This window comes from Arthrobacter sp. 05T423 (assembly GCF_056396245.1).
Window position 1 is genome coordinate 43808 of sequence record NZ_JBFTLC010000011.1, and the last position, 16503, is coordinate 60310.

The 16503-nt window shown below is 67.2% G+C and carries 17 protein-coding genes; 7 read left to right on the forward strand and 10 right to left on the reverse strand.

Annotated elements, in window-relative coordinates; genetic code table 11:
- Positions 1-7 precede the first annotated feature (7 nt).
- Positions 8-496 (forward strand): inorganic diphosphatase, encoded by a 489-nt coding sequence (locus AC1DFE_RS10565; RefSeq protein ID WP_190605671.1) that lies wholly within the window; start codon positions 8-10, stop codon positions 494-496.
- Between the two features lie 159 nt (positions 497-655).
- Positions 656-1255 (forward strand): hypothetical protein, encoded by a 600-nt coding sequence (locus AC1DFE_RS10570; protein WP_476905908.1) that lies wholly within the window; start codon positions 656-658, stop codon positions 1253-1255.
- Positions 1256-1305: 50 nt separating this feature from the next.
- Here AC1DFE_RS10570 and AC1DFE_RS10575 read toward each other — a convergent pair whose 3' ends face one another.
- Entirely contained in the window at positions 1306-2151 is an 846-nt protein-coding gene (locus AC1DFE_RS10575; RefSeq protein WP_476905834.1) for an HAD family hydrolase, read from the reverse strand.
- A 143-nt stretch (positions 2152-2294) separates the two neighbouring features.
- The gene (serS, locus tag AC1DFE_RS10580) at positions 2295-3575 is read right to left on the reverse strand and encodes a serine--tRNA ligase (protein ID WP_476905835.1); all 1281 of its coding nucleotides are present in this window, start codon (positions 3573-3575) and stop codon (positions 2295-2297) included.
- Between the two features lie 55 nt (positions 3576-3630).
- On the opposite strand from serS, the gene AC1DFE_RS10585 reads away from it, so the two are divergent.
- On the forward strand, positions 3631-4719 hold the full coding sequence (locus AC1DFE_RS10585) for a diacylglycerol/lipid kinase family protein (protein ID WP_476905836.1): 1089 nt from the start codon (positions 3631-3633) through the stop codon (positions 4717-4719).
- On the opposite strand, the gene AC1DFE_RS10590 is transcribed toward AC1DFE_RS10585, so the two are convergent.
- The 3 genes from AC1DFE_RS10590 to AC1DFE_RS10600 all read right to left on the reverse strand — a co-directional run bounded on the left by AC1DFE_RS10590 (position 4716) and on the right by AC1DFE_RS10600 (position 6393).
- On the reverse strand, positions 4716-4922 hold the full coding sequence (locus AC1DFE_RS10590; RefSeq protein WP_476905837.1) for a hypothetical protein: 207 nt from the start codon (positions 4920-4922) through the stop codon (positions 4716-4718). The genes AC1DFE_RS10585 and AC1DFE_RS10590 overlap by 4 nt on opposite strands.
- Positions 4923-5014: 92 nt before the next feature.
- Positions 5015-5995 carry a prephenate dehydratase gene (pheA, locus tag AC1DFE_RS10595; protein ID WP_476905838.1) on the reverse strand — a complete coding sequence of 327 codons (981 nt, stop codon included), beginning with the start codon at positions 5993-5995 and terminating at the stop codon, positions 5015-5017.
- A 71-nt stretch (positions 5996-6066) separates the two neighbouring features.
- Positions 6067-6393 carry a rhodanese-like domain-containing protein gene (locus AC1DFE_RS10600; protein ID WP_476905839.1) on the reverse strand — a complete coding sequence of 109 codons (327 nt, stop codon included), beginning with the start codon at positions 6391-6393 and terminating at the stop codon, positions 6067-6069.
- 143 nt (positions 6394-6536) lie between these two features.
- Here AC1DFE_RS10600 and AC1DFE_RS10605 point away from each other — a divergent pair, with 143 nt between their 5' ends.
- A complete protein-coding gene (locus AC1DFE_RS10605; RefSeq protein WP_476905909.1) occupies positions 6537-7946 on the forward strand; it encodes an amidase in 1410 nt (469 codons plus the stop codon).
- Positions 7947-7962: 16 nt separating this feature from the next.
- On the opposite strand, the gene AC1DFE_RS10610 is transcribed toward AC1DFE_RS10605, so the two are convergent.
- Together AC1DFE_RS10610 and AC1DFE_RS10615 are read right to left on the reverse strand one after the other, a co-directional pair.
- Entirely contained in the window at positions 7963-8496 is a 534-nt protein-coding gene (locus AC1DFE_RS10610; RefSeq protein ID WP_476905840.1) for a DUF4190 domain-containing protein, read from the reverse strand.
- Positions 8497-8566: 70 nt separating this feature from the next.
- Positions 8567-9493, reverse strand: a complete 927-nt coding sequence (locus tag AC1DFE_RS10615) for an NERD domain-containing protein (protein WP_476905841.1) — start codon at positions 9491-9493, stop codon at positions 8567-8569.
- Between the two features lie 383 nt (positions 9494-9876).
- Between AC1DFE_RS10615 and pgm the strand changes: the two genes are divergently transcribed.
- Positions 9877-11538, forward strand: a complete 1662-nt coding sequence (pgm, locus tag AC1DFE_RS10620) for a phosphoglucomutase (alpha-D-glucose-1,6-bisphosphate-dependent) (protein WP_476905842.1) — start codon at positions 9877-9879, stop codon at positions 11536-11538.
- Positions 11539-11839: 301 nt separating this feature from the next.
- On the opposite strand, the gene AC1DFE_RS10625 is transcribed toward pgm, so the two are convergent.
- Positions 11840-12445, reverse strand: a complete 606-nt coding sequence (locus AC1DFE_RS10625) for a malonic semialdehyde reductase (protein ID WP_476905843.1) — start codon at positions 12443-12445, stop codon at positions 11840-11842.
- A 266-nt stretch (positions 12446-12711) separates the two neighbouring features.
- On the opposite strand from AC1DFE_RS10625, the gene AC1DFE_RS10630 reads away from it, so the two are divergent.
- The gene (locus AC1DFE_RS10630; protein ID WP_476905844.1) at positions 12712-14064 is read left to right on the forward strand and encodes a uracil-xanthine permease family protein; all 1353 of its coding nucleotides are present in this window, start codon (positions 12712-12714) and stop codon (positions 14062-14064) included.
- Between the two features lie 39 nt (positions 14065-14103).
- On the opposite strand, the gene AC1DFE_RS10635 is transcribed toward AC1DFE_RS10630, so the two are convergent.
- Positions 14104-14652, reverse strand: coding sequence for a hypothetical protein (locus tag AC1DFE_RS10635; protein ID WP_476905845.1), 549 nt, complete (start codon positions 14650-14652; stop codon positions 14104-14106).
- 213 nt (positions 14653-14865) lie between these two features.
- Here AC1DFE_RS10635 and AC1DFE_RS10640 point away from each other — a divergent pair, with 213 nt between their 5' ends.
- Complete coding sequence (locus tag AC1DFE_RS10640; protein WP_476905846.1) at positions 14866-15363, forward strand: DUF6328 family protein; 498 nt, start codon at positions 14866-14868, stop codon at positions 15361-15363.
- On the opposite strand, the gene AC1DFE_RS10645 is transcribed toward AC1DFE_RS10640, so the two are convergent.
- Positions 15360-16484 (reverse strand): glycerate kinase, encoded by a 1125-nt coding sequence (locus AC1DFE_RS10645; RefSeq protein ID WP_476905847.1) that lies wholly within the window; start codon positions 16482-16484, stop codon positions 15360-15362. The genes AC1DFE_RS10640 and AC1DFE_RS10645 overlap by 4 nt on opposite strands.
- Positions 16485-16503 lie beyond the last annotated feature (19 nt).

Below are 16503 nucleotides of genomic sequence, written 5' to 3' on the forward strand. Positions count from 1 at the left end.
GCATTCCATGAAGCATGACGTGACCATCGAGATCCCCAAGGGATCGCGCGTCAAGTACGAAGTCGACCATGAGACCGGCCGAGTCCGCCTGGACCGCGTCCTTTTCACTTCCATGCAGTACCCCACCCACTACGGCTTCTTCGAGAACACCCTCGGCGAAGACGGCGACCCGCTGGACGCACTGGTGCTCCTGCAGGACTTCGATCTGCACCCGGGCGTCATCGTCGAAGCCCGTCCGATCGGCGTCTTCAACATGACCGACGACGGCGGCGGAGACGCCAAGGTCCTCTGCGTCCCGGCGGACCCCCGGTTTGACCACATCCAGGAAGTCAGCGACGTCAATGAGTTCCTGATCAAGGAGATCGAGCACTTCTTCACCCGTTACAAGGACCTGGAGCCCGGCAAGTGGGTCAGGGCCGAAGGCTGGGCCGACCGCGCCGCCGCCGAAGCCGAACTCGAGGCTTCCATCAAGCGTTACGTGCCCGCAGCGCACTGACGGTCAGCGTTCAAGCCCGACGGCGGGGGGCGCGGTTCCTCATGAACCGCACCTCCCGCCGTCGTTCTTTTCCGGCAAAGGCCCGCGCCGTGAGATCCCTAACGTCCCGCTGGCTCCCAGCTTGCCTCGGGGTGGCCACCGGGTAGTCTGATGTCCACCATGTTCACGCTGACTATCAATCAAACAGACAGCCGGCGCGACGGCGACCGGGTCCCGCATCTCCTCAAGGACCTACGGCATATCCCGGCGCGACTGGACTTTGACCGCTCCGTCGAGGACGAGGTGCAGGGAATCGTGGATTGCCCGCACCAGGCGGTGGATGCCGCCCTGATCGCGCTCCGCTGCGGAAGCTGGTATGTGGGCATTGGCGTGGGACCCGTGAATGAGCCGCTGCCGAACCAGATCAAGGACGCCAGCGGGCACGGCCTCATCTATGCGCGCAGGGCCGTGGACCGCCTCCGCAACAGCAAGGAGCGCATTCCCGTGGCCGTGGAGGGCCCGCTCCGAGACGTGGCTGCCGAGTCAGAGTCCGTGCTCCGCCTGCTGGGCCACATTGTCCGGGACAGGAGCGAGGCCGAGTGGCGCGTGCTGGACCTGATGACTCCCGGTGTGCGCGGACAGCAGAAGACCGTGGCAGCGGAACTCGGCATTACCTCCCAGGCTGTCAGCAAGGCGGTGGCGAGGTCCCAGTGGAACGAGGAGCACGCAGCCCGGCCGGCGGCGGCCAGGCTGCTCGCGCTGATTCTCGACGTCCGCTAGCCCGTTTTAGCGGCAGAGCGATACCGGAACCCGATTTACCGGCGTCCCGCTTACAGGAGGCCGCGCAGCACGTGGGCGGCGCCGTCGTCGTACACCGACTTGGTGACCTCGTCCGCGGCGGCCACCACTTCCTCCGGCGCCTGCCCCATGGCGACCCCCCGGCCCGCCCACGTGAGCATCTCGATGTCGTTGCGGCCGTCGCCGATGGCAACCGTGGCGGCGGGATCAACGCCGAGGCAGCTGCGAAGGTTTTCCAGCGCGCTGGCCTTCGTTACGCCGGCCGCGGCGATGTCCAGCCATGCGGTCCAGCCCACTGAATAGGTCACGCCGGCAAGGCCGATGTGCTCGATGGCTTCGTTGAACTCCTCCGGCGTGTTCTCCGCGCTGAAGACCACGACGCGGACCGCGGTGGCCTCAAGCATGGTCTGGAAGTCGACGCCGATGGCCTCGACGCCGAAGCTGGCATCCTGGAAGCGCTCGGTGGAAAGGAAGTTGCCGTCCTCGTCCTCCAGCGCGTATTTCGCCAAGGGAAGGCGCTTGCGGAGGGCGCGGAGCGCGGGGCCGGGGTCGAAGGTGGCCTTGTGGATAATGTCGTAACCGTCGGGCAGCCCCGGGTCCAGCCGCAGCGTCACGCCACCGTTGCAGCAGACGGCGTAGCCGTGCTCCATGCCGATCTGTTCGATGATGGGAAGCGTGGCGTTAAGGGAGCGCCCGGTGGCAATCAGGACCTCGTGGCCAGCCGCGACCACGGCCTGCGCGGCTTCGCGGACGGCTGCGGACATGTGGCCGTCGTGGTCAACAAGGGTGCCGTCGACGTCCAGGGCGATCATGAGCTGCTGTTGCGGTTCTCGCTGGTCTTCGGTGCCAGCGGCTGAGGATTCAGTCAGTGTAGTCATGCCTCCTAGTAGAGCAGACACCCCTGACACCAGCTAGGACGCAGGCCACAGCAGCGTGTGAACAGCCGGTAAATACTCACAGGTCGTCCCCGCTGTGAGTATTTACCCGCGCAACAGATTCGGAGCCTGGAGGCCCCTTCATGTCAGATAACCGGGAGAACCTGCAGCCCGCCGAGGTACTTCTGCAGGGCCGCAGGCACGGTGACCGAGCCGTCAGCGTTCTGGTGGTGTTCCAGGAGAGCCACGATCCAGCGCGTGGTTGCCAGCGTGCCGTTGAGCGTGGCGACGGCACGGGTGCCCTTGGGGGTGCCGTCCTCGCTGACCACGCGCTCGCGGATGTTGAGGCGGCGCGCCTGGAAGGTGGTGCAGTTGGACGTGGAGGTCAGCTCGCGGTAGGCGCCCTGCGTGGGGACCCAGGCTTCGCAGTCGAACTTGCGGGCCGCGGACATGCCGAGGTCGCCGGCCGCGGTGTCGATCACGCGGTAGGGAAGCTCGCACTTGGCCAGCATCTGCTCTTCCCAGGCCAGCAGGCGTTCATGCTCGGCCGCGGCCGCTTCCACTGTGGTGTAGATGAACATCTCCACCTTATTGAACTGATGGACGCGGATGATCCCGCGGGTGTCCTTGCCGTGCGAGCCCGCCTCGCGGCGGTAGCAGGAGCTTTGGCCGGCGAAGCGGATGGGGCCGGAAGTAAGGTCCAGGATCTCGTCCGCGTGGTACCCGGCGAGGGGCACCTCCGAGGTGCCCACAAGGTAAAGGTCGTCTTCGGCGAGACGGTAGATCTCGGCGTCGTGCTTCACGTCGAACCCGGTGCCCTGCATGGTCTCGGGGCGTACCAGCGTGGGGGTAATCATGGGGATGAAGCCGGCCTCAATGGCCTGTTCCATGGCCATCTGCAGCAAGGCCATTTCCAGCCGGGCGCCGACGCCGCGGAGGAAGTAGAAGCGCGCGCCCGAGACCTTGGCCCCGCGCTCCATGTCGATCGCGCCGATCAGCTCGCCGATCTCGAGGTGGTCGCGGGGCTCGAAGTCAGGGAATGCCCGCGGGGTGCCGACGGTCTTGACCACCACGTAGTCATCCTCGCCGCCGGCCGGCACGCCGTCCTCGATGAGGTTGGGGATGGTGCGCAGCAGTTCTTCCTGCTTGGCCTGGGCTGCGTCGGCCTCGGCGGAGGCGGCCTTCACCGCGCCCGCCAGCTCCCGGACCTCGGCGAGCAGCGCCTGCTTTTCCTCACCCTTGGCCTGCGCCACCTTCTTGCCGAAGACGTTCTGTTCGGCGCGGAGGTTTTCGAAGCTGATCAGTGCCGCGCGGCGCGCGGCGTCTGCGTCGATGATCGCGTCCACCAGGGTTTCGTCCGCACCGCGGGCGCGCTGGCTGGCGCGGAACTTGTCCGGATTTTCGCTGAGGTCTTTTACGTCGATCACCAGACAAGGGTATCGAATCTGCGGGACACTCGGGGCGGGATAGTGTTGGAGCACCATGAGCGACCTGCTTCTATACGTCCTGATCGCTGCAGCACTGGCCTTCGCCGTCTCCAGCTGGTGGGGCGTGCGCAGGCTGAAGGCCCTGCACGTCCGCAGCGCCGTCAAGGAAATTGCCCACGAACACGGCCTGGAACGCCAGCGCGTCGCCGTCATCATCAACCCCGTCAAGGCCAAGGCCGATGAAGCCCGCGCCACCATCCAGCGGGCCTGCCTGGCCGCAGGATGGGAGGAGCCCCGCTTCTTCGAAACGACGCAGGAGGACCCGGGCCACTCACAGGTCCGGGCTGCGCTGGAGTACGGCGCCGACGTCGTTCTCGTGGGCGGCGGCGACGGTACCGTGCGCGTGGCGGCTGAGGCCCTGGCGCACACCGGGGTGGCGATGGGCCTGGTCCCCCTCGGCACCGGCAACCTGCTGGCCCGCAACGTGGACCTGGACGTCTACGACCTGCACGGCAACATCCAGACCGCGCTCTTTGGCCACCAGCGGTTCATCGACACGGCGCGGATGAAAATCGAAAACTCCCACACCGGCCACTCCTCAAGCCACTCATTCCTCGTCATCGCCGGCATCGGCATGGACGCCGAGGTGGTGGGTGACACGAACGATGGCCTCAAGCGCGCCGTCGGCTGGCTTGCCTACACGGAGGCGGGGGTCCGGCACCTTCCCGGGCGCAGGAAGAAGGTCGCCATCTCGCTCGATGACCAGCCGGACCAGTCCAGGAAGATCCGCAGCGTGCTATTTGCGAACTGCGGGCTTGTTCCCGGCGGCATCGACTTCATCCCGCAGGCCATGATCGACGACGGCATACTGGACGTGGTGGTCATGAGCCCCCGCAGTGCTGTGGGTTGGCTCGCGATGTACGCCAAAATCCTGTTCAAGCACAAGCGGCATCTGCCCGTCATGAGCGTCTACCGCTCCGGCAAGGTGGTCATCAAAAGCCCGGAGCCCCTGCCAACGCAGCTCGACGGCGACACGTCCGGAGATGCCACGAAGGTGACGGTCCAAGTGGAGCCCAGGTCTCTGCTGGTGCGGGTCAGGGAGGAAACGGCCCGCCTCGGAATGCGCCCGGGACAGCCTGCCTAGGCTGACTGTGCGTGCTTGGCGGCCTCGGCAGCGGCCTTTGCGGCTGCCCGGGCCTCGGACTGTTCGCGGATCATGGCCTGCTCCTCTTCGAAGCGCAGGCGGTCCGCACGGTCGGCCTCGTCCCCGTCCCAGTCCTGGTTCTCAGCTGTGGGTTTGGGATTGACGATCATTCCCTGGCCGTCATTGTCCTTCTGATCTGACATGACCCGCTCCTTTCGCTGGGGCCATCCCTTTGTTGATCAAGCAAGCATACGCACAGCAACAGAGGCAGGGAAGTGCCCCGAGGGGCATTTATCTACGCTGAGGGCGAAGCTTCCACCGGCGTCTCCGAGCCCAGGGATTCGCCGGCGAGTATCTCTTTGACCCATGCATGCGCTGCCTGGAATGCCTCGTCGGACGTGTGCGCCGGCACCACGGGAGCCTGTGCGTCGGCACGGCCGTAGGAGCCGAGGAACCGCGTGGCCGGACTGATGCGGTGCAGGCCGGCTAGGGCATCGGCCACCCGCGCATCGCCCACGTGGCCGTCGGCGTCGATGCTGAAGAAATAGTGCCCCAGGTACTGCCCGGTGGGGCGGGACTCAATGCGGCTCAGGTTAACGCCGCGGGTTGCGAACTGGTCCAGGATCTCCATCAGCGCGCCGGGCCGGTCCTCGGGAAGGGGGACCACCACCGTCGTCTTATCCGCGCCGGTCCGGGCCGGGAGGACGCCCGGGCGGCTGACCAGAATGAAACGGGTCACCGCGCCGGGGTTGTCTCCGATGTTCTCGGCCAGGACCCTCAGTCCGGCCTGCTCGGTGGCGACTATCGGCGCGCAGATGGCGGCGTCGTAGTGCGCGTCACCCTCCAGCAGGCCAATCGCGGCGGCCGCTGTGGAAGAGCCGGGAATATATTCAACACCGGGAATATGTTCGTCCACCCACAGCCGGCACTGGGCCCAGGCGTGCCCGTGCGTGGAAATCCGGCGGATCTGCGAGAGTTCGACGCCAGGCAGTACCACGAGCTCGAAGCTGATGGGCACGAGGGCCTCACGGATGATCCTCAGTTCCTGTCCGGCGGCAATGGCGTCCAGGGTGGCCGTCACCCCGCCTTCCACCGAGTTCTCGATGGGCACCATCGCCGCATCGGCCGACCCGTCCCGCACCCGGTCCAGCGCCGCATTGACGTTGGAGGACGGGATGCGCACCGCTTCGGCTGCATCCGGAACCTGTAGAAGCGCCGCCTCGGTAAAGGTGCCCTCGGGGCCGAGGAAGGTGTAGGTGCGGCGGGCGGCGGGCATGGATGGTCCTTTGCGGGTGTGGGCGCGTGCGCGTGTGGGCGCGTTCGGGAAGCTCGGGCAGGAGGAGCGGCTTAAAGAATCACGGGCTTGAGCCCGTTGTCGGACACCAGCGGCTTGCCGGATTCGAGCCACTGGTCCATGCCGCCGGCCACGTTCACCGCCGAGTAACCCTGGCCAACCAGCCAATGCGCCGCCCTGAAAGAACGCCCGCCGGTCCGGCAGATGACATACAGGTCCTCGTCCGGGTCGAGGTCGTCCAGGTGCCCGGGCAACTGATCCATTGGGATGTGCAGGGCACCTTCAGCGTGCCCTGCTGCCCATTCGTAGTCCTCCCGCACGTCCAGAATGGTGGCGTCCGCGGGGACGTCCTTCACGGTGACGGTATCGAAGTCGCTCACGGGAGTCCTCTCCTTGGCTTCAAGCTCTCTCAGCTCCAGCGTATCGCCAGCGCAGCACCGGCACCCCGCCGCCGCCGCACAGGTTACGCTGGTCGGGAGCCCGCGAGCCGCCGCAAAGGAGTATAGTGTCCGCCCCACACCGCCTGGCTGACATCCACCGCCTTCCGGCCGTGCAGCTCAGGGCAGCTCTGCGTTCCGGGGAACTCTCCGCCCGCGAGGTCACCGCCCATTTCCTGGCGAGGATCGAGGATTCGAACCCGAAGCTGGGGGCCTTCATCACCGTCACCGGGCCGCGGGCGATGGCCGAGGCCGCAGCGGCGGACGCACTATTCGCCCGACGTCGCCAGGACCAGCCGCTGCCGCCGCTGCATGGAATGCCCGTGGCCTTCAAGGACCTCACCGACGTTGCCGGCGTGGTCACCACCCACGGCAGCGCAGCGCTGGACCGGCGTCCGGCCCCGGCCGACGGCGCCCTCGCCGCAGCTCTCAGGGGTGCCGGGGCCATCTCCCTCGGCAAGACGCAGGTTCCCGAATTCGGGCTGACGGCCTACAGCGAGAACCGCATTGCGCCGCCGTCTCGCAATCCCTATGCCCTGAGCAAGAGCTCGGGCGGTTCCTCCGGCGGTAGCGCCGCTGCCGTGTCAGCGGCGCTGGTGCCGTTTGCTCCGGGAACCGACGGCGGCGGATCCATCCGGATCCCGGCGGCGGCGTGCGGGCTGCTGGGCCTGAAGCCCGGACGCGGTGTTGTCCCGGCGGGTGAAAGCAGCGGGGATCCTGCGGGCCTGGTGGTAGCCGGTCCGCTGGCGCGCTCCGCTGCCGACGCCGCGTTGATGCTGGACGTCCTGGCGCCGAACGCAGGGTACCTGGATGCCGTGAACAGGGCTCCTGCTTCGCTGCGGATCGGCATCAGCCTGGACAGCCCCTGGGCGGGGATCTTCCCGTTCACCCCGGATCCGGAGGCGCTGGACGCGCTGGAGGCCGGCATCCGGCTGCTCACCGGCGCCGGTCACGATGTGGCCGAGGCTGAGATCCGGTACGACAACCGCTACCCTGACGCGTTCACCACCGCGTGGACGGCGGGCGTCGGTGCAGCCCGGATCGCGCCGCACCGGGAGGCCCTGCTGACGCCGCTGACACGCACGTTCCGGCGCCGCGCACAGCAGCGCAGCGCCGCGAAGCTCAACGAGTGCCTGGCGTTCCTGCGGCGGTTCCAGCGCGACACGCTGGCACAGTACTCGGCGTGGGACCTGATCCTGACGCCCGCGCTGGCGCAGACGCCGCGTCCGGTGGGCTGGTTCACCGGGTCGGGCCATGGTGACAGCCGATGGCCGGCGTCGGAATGGGCGGGCGACGCCGACGGCGACTACCGGCGGCAGTGCGAGTTCGCGCCGTGGTCGTCCATGGTCAATGTGTGCGGCCTGCCGGCCGTCAGCATTCCCGTGCACTGGACCGGGGGCAGCCCGGGCGCGGGGCTGCCGATGGGCATCCAACTGATCGGCCGGCCCGGCTCAGAGGCACTGCTCCTGCAGGTGGCGGCCCAGTTGGGGTTCTGACGCGAGTTCCAGTCGGTCAGATGGTGCTGGACGTGCTGGCGACGCTCGCCAGGATGGTGAGCCCCACGATTGCGAGGACCGTCAGAACGAGGCCGAGGTACCCCATCACCAGGCCGGCGATGGCGAAGCCGCGGCCAGTCGGTTCACGCCGCAGCGCCATGTGGCCCAGGATCACGGCGGCAAATTGCGGAAGTATGAAGAACCCGAAGCCCAGGTACACGGCGATGCCGCAGCACAGGCTGGCGATACTCAGGCCCTTCGGCTGGGGCGCCGCGCCGAAGTACGACTGCTGGCCGTACGGGCTGGCATACTGCTGACTGTATTGCTGGCCGTACTGGTAACCGTACTGCTGGCCATAGGGGCTGGCCGGCTGGCCGTGCTGCTGGCCGGTGTCGCCGTACTGTCCGCCAAACTGCTGGCCGGGCGGGGTGTACAGCGGCGGATCGTACAGCGGCGGGGCCGGGATGTCCGGGCCCTGGCTGATGTACGGCGGTTGGTGTTGGGTGTCCGGTGCCGGCTCGTCACCGGATCCGGGACGCTGCTCTGTCATTAAAATCCCCTTGTCTGGTCCTCAACAAAACATTACCGCCGCAGGCAGGAGATTGGCCCGGGAGGTCGGCTCACTTGGGGAGCAGCTCCCACAGCAGCCACAGCGGCGGCGCCAGCAGTGCGGCGGAGACCAGGCCAGCGACGAGCGACCTTCCAATGACGCGCAGCACGGTGCCCGGCCGCTGATCCCGCCGGTACAGGTACTGCGGGGGAACGGGATGCCTGGGGACCGGGCGCCGTGGCGCTGAGTCGGACGTGTTCGGCTCATCTGTGCGCGGGTCAACCGCGACTGGCTCATCCGTGCCCTGGTAGTCCCTGGGCCGGCGGCCACCGGCTGGGCGGTACGCAGGGTTCCGAACGGCGCCTGCCCCCGGCACCGGTGGGCGGGTGAGGAGCTGCCCAAGCTGGGCATAGAGCTTCAGCACCGAAGGTGCATCCAGCACAGCTGGCAGGCCCATCACCACGGCCGCCACGGAGTCGATCCCCCGCACCTCGATGCCGGGAGCCGTGGTGCCCTGCAGTTCCGGCTGGGCGGTCAGGCAGATCAGCGAGCGCACCAGCCTCCGCCACGGCGGCGGCAGGACCGCAGCCACTGCGGCCGCCTGCGACAGCGCCGTCTCAACCACGGGAAACCTGTCCTGACCGTTTTGGAGGAGCACGCCGTCAGCCACGCCAACGTCGCCGGACCAGTTCTTGGCGCTGACCACCACAACACCGCCGGGTCCCACCAGCACGTGCTCCAGCCGGGCCAGCGGGCGGCCGGGCCAACGGATGTCGTGCAGGAGGAACCAGCCGTGAGGCCCCAGCTCGCCAAGCCTTTCGGCCACCAGATGGCTGCTTTGCTCGGCGCTAACAGGACCCGCGCCACGGGTTGCCGCTCCACGCGCGGCGCCGCCGCCGAGGGCGCCGGACTCAACGGGGGCGAGGTCGCGCTTCAGCCGCGCGATCCGCTCGGAAGCGAGCCGCGTCCGTTCGAATGCTGCATCCCCAGCCCCCATTGTTCACCTCTGCGTTACTCGTCTTCCAAATGCCGGACCCAAAACAGCCCGAACCAAAAGACCCGGACAATGACCAGCGGAATTCCGGCCCAAAGCCTGCGAATTACCCGCCCCAATTTCATCACTGAGACTGGGCCACAGGCGTTTCGGGACGTTTCCGCTGGTCCGGACGCCCGGCGTCGTACATGGCACCGGACGAGTTTCTGCCGTTTGAACGTAACAGCCTCGTCCGGGCGCGGTATATAAGTACTTTTTCGGCACTACTCACTTTTTTGTTCCGGGCAAATGCAAGTAGCGCGGAAAAATTGTGACATTCTGCGTCACAGGGGCCGGAATCCGGACACTCCGTGTTGCCGTTCGCTGTCGTCTGGCATGCTGGTGCCATGGCTAGTCGAGCGGGCACAGTTGCCCAACCCCAAGACCTTGTTGACCTGACCGCACTGCTCGACGCGTACTACGACGTCAAGCCTGACCTGGGGGATCCTGGCCAGCGCGTGGCATTCGGAACCTCCGGGCACCGCGGTTCAAGCCTGAAAGCGTCCTTCAATGAGGGGCACATCCTGGCAATCACTCAGGCGATCGTGGAGTACCGCGCCGGGCAGGGCATCACGGGCCCGCTGTTCCTGGCCAAGGACACCCACGGGCTGAGCGAACCGGCGCAGAACTCCGCGCTTGAGGTGCTGGCGGCAAACGGGGTAAACGTCCTCATCGACGCGCGGCACGGCTACACCCCCACCCCGGCACTGAGCCACGCCATTCTCACCTACAACCGCAACGCCCCGGCCGGCGCACCGCAGGCTGACGGCATTGTTGTTACCCCCAGCCACAACCCTCCGGCCGACGGCGGCTTCAAGTACAACCCTCCGCACGGCGGCCCGGCTGACACCGACGCGACGGGCTGGATCGCCAACCGCGCCAACGAACTGCTGCAGAATGGGCTCCGCGGAGTGAAGCGGATTCCGCTGGCGCAGGCCCTCGAGGCGGAGACCACCGGAAAGTTCGACTTCCTCAGCAGCTATGTGGACGATCTTCCGTCTGTCCTGGACCTGGACGCCATCCGCAACGCCGGTGTCCGGATCGGTGCTGACCCCATGGGTGGCGCGTCCGTGGACTACTGGGGTGAGATCGGTGAACGTCACCAGCTGAACCTCACCGTGGTCAACCCCACCGTGGACCCGCAATGGGCCTTCATGACCCTGGACTGGGACGAGAAGATCCGGATGGACTGCTCGTCGCCGTCGGCCATGGCCTCGCTCATCAACCGGATGACGGTGGGTGCGGACGGGTCCGCCGCTTTCGACGTGGCCACCGGTAACGACGCCGACGCCGACCGGCACGGCATCGTTACACCCGACGGCGGCCTGATGAACCCCAACCACTACCTCGCGGTGGCCATCGACTACCTCTACCGCAACCGCAGCGGCTGGAACCCGAACTCCGTCGTCGGCAAGACGCTGGTGTCCTCCTCCATCATCGACCGCGTGGCGGGCGGCCTGGGCCGCAAGCTCGTGGAGGTGCCCGTGGGCTTCAAGTGGTTCGTCCCGGGCCTGCTCTCCGGCGAGGGCGCCTTCGGCGGCGAGGAATCGGCCGGCGCTTCCTTTAACAAGAGGGACGGCAGCGTCTGGACCACAGATAAGGACGGCATCCTGCTGGCCCTGCTGGCCTCGGAGATCACGGCCGTCACCGGCAAGTCACCGTCCCAGCTCTACAAGGGTCTGACAGACCAGTTCGGCGCCCCCGTCTATGCGCGGATCGACGCCGCGGCCAGCCGTGACCAGAAAGCGGCGCTCGGCAAGCTGTCGCCGGAGGACGTCACAGCCACTGATCTGGCCGGCGAGACCATCACGGCGAAGCTGACCAAGGCCCCGGGCAACGGCGCCTCCATCGGCGGCCTGAAGGTAGTCACGGAGAACGCCTGGTTCGCGGCCCGCCCCTCCGGCACCGAGGACGTCTACAAGATCTACGCGGAGTCCTTCAAGGGCGCCGACCACCTGAAGCAGGTCCAGGCCGAAGCCAAGGCGCTGGTGGACGGGGTTATTTCCTAGGCTCCGCCGGGAATTCACTGGCCCCGCCTGTAACCAGAAAGCTCCGGATGGCATTAGCCATCCGGAGCTTTCTTTCCGCTGTCCGGGGCCACGTTTCGGCCAGGCGGACCAGCCCAACAGGCCCAAACAGGGCTAATATGGAAGTGGCCCGGATGCATGCCTTGCAGTTCTGAACTGCAAAAATACTGTCCCGAATGCCTCCGGAATGTCCCCCATATTGCCGGAGGCATTCCGCGTCCGGCTCCCTTCAGCCTCTGGTCAGCGCAGCATTAAACCGCGGCAGCATTAGACCGCGGCAGCATCAGACCGTGCGGACCACGTCATCGTAAGCGAACTTGGGCTTGGCGTCGCCCCAGGCTTCGGGGCCGGGCTGGCCGATGTTCACCACCAGGAAGCTCTTCTGGTCGCCTGCCGGGAAGAACTCGGCGTCGATGGCGGAGAAGTCCGCGCCGGTCATCGGGCCTGCGGCGAAGCCGAGCGAGCGCACGGCCAGGATGAAGTAGCCGGCCTGCAGGTGGGCGTTGTTGTTGCCCGTCGAGGTGGCCAGGTCCGGTGAGGCGTCATACATTGCCTTGGGGGCGTTGTAGCCGGGGAGGAAGTTGTCCCACTGCTCCTGCCAGGCCGTGTCGAAGCTGAGGATCGCGACCAGCGGTGCGGAGGCCGTCTTGGCCCGGTTCCCTGCGGACAGCGTGGGCACGAGCTTCGCGCGGGCCTCCTCCGAGCGCACGTACGTGACGCGCAGCGGCTGGGAGTTGAAGGCGGTGGGGCCGAATTTGGTCAGTTCGTAGATGGCTCGCGCCTGCTGCTCGCTGACCTCGCCGGTGAAGGCGTTGGCGGTACGGGCTTCGGCGAAGATGGCGTCCACGGCGGCGGAATCGATCACTGCTTCTTCATGGGCGATTGTCATTCGTGCCCCTTTCACTAGGCCGACATCCCTGCGTGCGGCGTCGGGCAGTACTGGTTGCTTTCGCTTGGGTTCAACCAGCTGAACGGGCAGGCTCTTCCCGGAACCGGCAAATCAACGGCGTGACCTTTGACACCCGCACGCACCCCACGCCGACTGCACAAACCTGCTGGCCCGAAGCCCTCTTGCACCCGTGCCCGGCGGGGTATTCTTTCTCCTGAAGATCCAGCCCGGCGAGCGGGCAACTCCCCTCCGAAAGGCCCCGCCAAATGAGCATGCTCGGAACCAAATGGAAGCTGCACGGCAACGGCAAGGCCGTGCGCCCGGGCGAGGTGGTGGCTCCCGGCGAACGGCTCGCGTGGCCGCTCACCATCGGCGTCGGGATGCAGCACGTCGTTGCCATGTTCGGCGCCACGTTCCTGGTGCCGATCATCACCGGAATGCCGCCGGCCACCACACTCTTCTTCTCCGGCATCGGCACGCTCCTGTTCCTCGTGCTCACCCAGGGCCGCGTGCCCAGCTACCTCGGTTCCAGCTTCGCGTTCATCGCGCCCATCCTCGCGTCCCAGCAGCAGTTCGGGATCCCCGGGGCGCTCGGCGGGGTGGTGCTGGCCGGCGCCGCCCTGGCCGTCGTCGGCGCAATCGTGCAGAAGTTCGGCGCCGGCTGGATCAACCGGCTGATGCCGCCGATTGTCACCGGTGCAATCGTGGCCCTGATCGGGCTCAATCTGGCCCCTGCAGCCAAGAACAACTTCGACGCCGCCCCCGTGACGGCACTGGTGACGCTGGTGACCATCATCGCGGTGAGTGTCCTGTTCCGCGGGATCCTTGGCCGCCTCAGCATTCTGCTGGGTGTGGTGGTGGGATATCTCGTAGCCATGCTGCGGGGCGAGGTGGACTACTCCAAGATGGACGCCGCCGCCTGGGTGGGGCTCCCCCACTTCCAGACCCCCGAGTTCCACCTCGGCGTGGTGGGACTCTTTGTGCCGGTTGTCCTGGTCCTCGTGGCGGAGAACATCGGGCATGTGAAGTCTGTGTCCGCCATGACCGGCCAGAACCTGGACGGCGTATCCGGCCGCGCCCTGCTGGCCGACGGCGCCGCCACGGTGCTCGCAGGCTTCGGCGGCGGCTCCGGCACCACCACGTACGCGGAAAACATCGGCGTCATGGCGGCCACCAAGGTCTACTCCACCGCGGCCTACTGGGTGGCCGGCATCTTCGCCATCCTGCTGAGCTTCTCGCCGAAGTTCGGTGAACTGATCGCCACCGTCCCGCCCGGCGTGCTGGGCGGCGCCGCCACCATGCTGTACGGCATGATCGGCATCCTCGGCGTGAAGATCTGGGTCCAGAACAAGGTCAACTTTTCGAATCCGGTCAACCTGACAACGGCCGCCGTGTCCCTGATCATCGGCATTGCGGACTACACCTGGACCGTTGGGGACCTGAAGTTCACGGGCATCGCGCTCGGGTCCGCCGCAGCCCTGGTGATCTACCACGGCATGCGGGCCATCTCGAAGGCACGCGGCACCGCCGCCGAGCCCGAGACCGAGCAGCAGGGCCTGCCCCCAGCCGCCAAGGCAGCCATCAACGCCGCAGCAAAGAGGCAGCCCAAGAAGCGCTAGCTGCTTCCGGGCTGCCTCCGAAGCCAGTCCCGCGCGGTCTTACCCGGCGTCGAACGTTTCGTCGTCGTCGTTGGGGGATTCTTCCTTCGGCAGGTCGTTCCCGCTGCCGTCCGGAATGCCGGCGGCCTCCTGCCCGGGTTCTGAGGAGAACTGCCCGGCGCCGGATTCGTCCGTGTTTCCCTCGTCGATTTCCGCATCCGCCGAGGGCACGGCCGTGTCCCCATCCTCGGCGCCAGCCCCGGGTGAGGCGTCAGGATCGCGCGGCAGTGGCGATTCACCGGGGACCGGGTCAAAGCCCGCCACGGTGCTCTCACTCTCGGCGTGGAGCTGCTCGTCGGTTCCGCCGAAGCGTCCTGCCCCGGGTTCCCCGGAGCTGTCCTGGTCCTCTTCGGCGAAGTGGCTGAGGTTCGGTGTGCCGGTCTGGAAAGTCTCGCCGTCGGGGCTGTTCTGGTTCAGGCCCGCGGCGTCGAAATCTTCCTCTTCCCGGGGCTGGGCGAACTGCTGGCCACCGGCTTCCTGTTCCGCGGTGGGGGTGCCGTATCCTCCCACTTCCTCTTCCGGGGCTGCATTCTGGTTGTCCTCGCTCATCTGTTCCTCCTGTTTGTGGGGAATTGCTTGGCTGGGAACTGCTTAGCTCACGTTATCGGGCTGCCGGTTGTTCGAACCTAACGCAGGTTTGAGGAGCAAGTCCATCACCTGACACAACACTAGTCAGCAAACTTAGCATTTGTTGAATTAGGGCAGACTTGAGCCTAGGTTGGGAGCAAGCACGCCCGCTGCGGGCCAGACAAAGGAGGGTTTATGACCGATCCGGACGCCCTGGCTGGCAGCGGCAGGAACGAGACCCGCGAGGAGCAGCTGGACCGGAACTGGATGGAGCTGATCCAGGAGCTGCGTGTACTTCAGACGGGCGTCCAGATCCTTGCCGGCTTTCTGCTGACGCTGCCGTTCCAGCAGCGCTTCCAGACCCTCGACCGTTTCCAGGTCACGCTCTACCTCGTGAACGTGGGCCTCGCCGCGCTGACCACGGCGTTCATCCTCCTGCCGGTCAGCGTCCACCGCCGGCTGTTCCGGAAGCGGCTTAAGGCAACCCTCGTGGCCAGCGCGGATAACATCACCAAGATCGCCCTCGGCGGGGTGGCTGCCCTGAGTGTGGGAACGGCCGCGCTGGTGTTCGACGTTACCGCCGGGCGCACGGTGGGCCTCATTGCCGGCGGCGTGCTCTTCGCTGTGCTGGCCATCCTGCTGGCCTACGTTCCCGTGTACCTGCACCGGAAGGCCAAGAAGCAGGAAAACTAGGCCCCTTCCAGTACCTGACGCGTGGCCCAGGTGAGGTACTTGCCGGCGTCGGCCATGGCATCCTGCGGGCTGGGCGCGACGTCCAGCAGCTGCGCCGCGGCCACCACACCGTGCTCGGCCAGCTCCTCGGGCGTGACCAGGATCCGCCCCGCCACCGCCACCACCGGAATGCCGCGCTCCCGGGCGGCCTCCGCGAGCGCGATCGGCGCCTTGCCGGTGAGCGACTGCGAGTCCATGGAACCCTCGCCGGTGATCACCAGGTCAGCGTCGTCGAGCCGCTCGGCCAGCCCGGTCAGCGCGGCCACCAGCGCGAATCCGCCTTCCAGCGTGGCCTGGGTGAAGGCAAGGAACGACGCCGGGAAGCCGCCGGCCGCACCGGCGCCCGGAACGTTGACGTCCCGGCCCGTCGCTTCCCGGAGGAGGGAGGCCCAGTTGCGCAGGCCGGCGTCGAGCTTCTCAATGGCGTCGTCATCGGCGCCCTTCTGGCGGCCGAAGACGTGCGCGGCGCCGGTGGTGCCGTACAGCGGACTTTGGACGTCGACGGCGATCCGGAACCTGACGGCGGACAGCCGCGGATCCAGCTCGGTAACGTCCAGGGAGACGGCGTCGGCCAGTGAGCCGCCGCCCAGCGGCACCACGTTGCCGGCGGCGTCGAGCGGCTTGAGGCCCAGCGCGCGCAAGGCGCCACTGCCGGCGTCGGTCATGGCAGAACCGCCGACGCCCAGCACGATTTCCGTGGCGCCGGCGTCAAGGGCAGCGGCGATGAGCTGCCCGCAGCCGTAGCTGTGGGCGCGCAGGGAGTTCCCGGGGGTGGGCTCCATGTGCGCCAGGCCTGACGCCTGCGCGGTTTCAATCACCGCTATGGTGGCGCCGCTCCCGTCCTTCCGGAGGGCCCAGGCGGCGCCTATCGGGGCCAGGATGGGACCAACCACGGCGTTGATCCGCTCCTCGTAACCGGCGGCGACGGCGGCTTCCAGGGTTCCCTCGCCGCCGTCGGCCACCGGGAACTGCGTGGTCACGGCGTCCGGGTAGACCCGGAGTGCGCCCTCGGCCATGGCGGCGGCGGCTTCGACGGCGGTGAGTGATCCCTTGAACTTGTCAGGGGCGATGAGGATACGCATGCCCCTATCCTGCCATTTC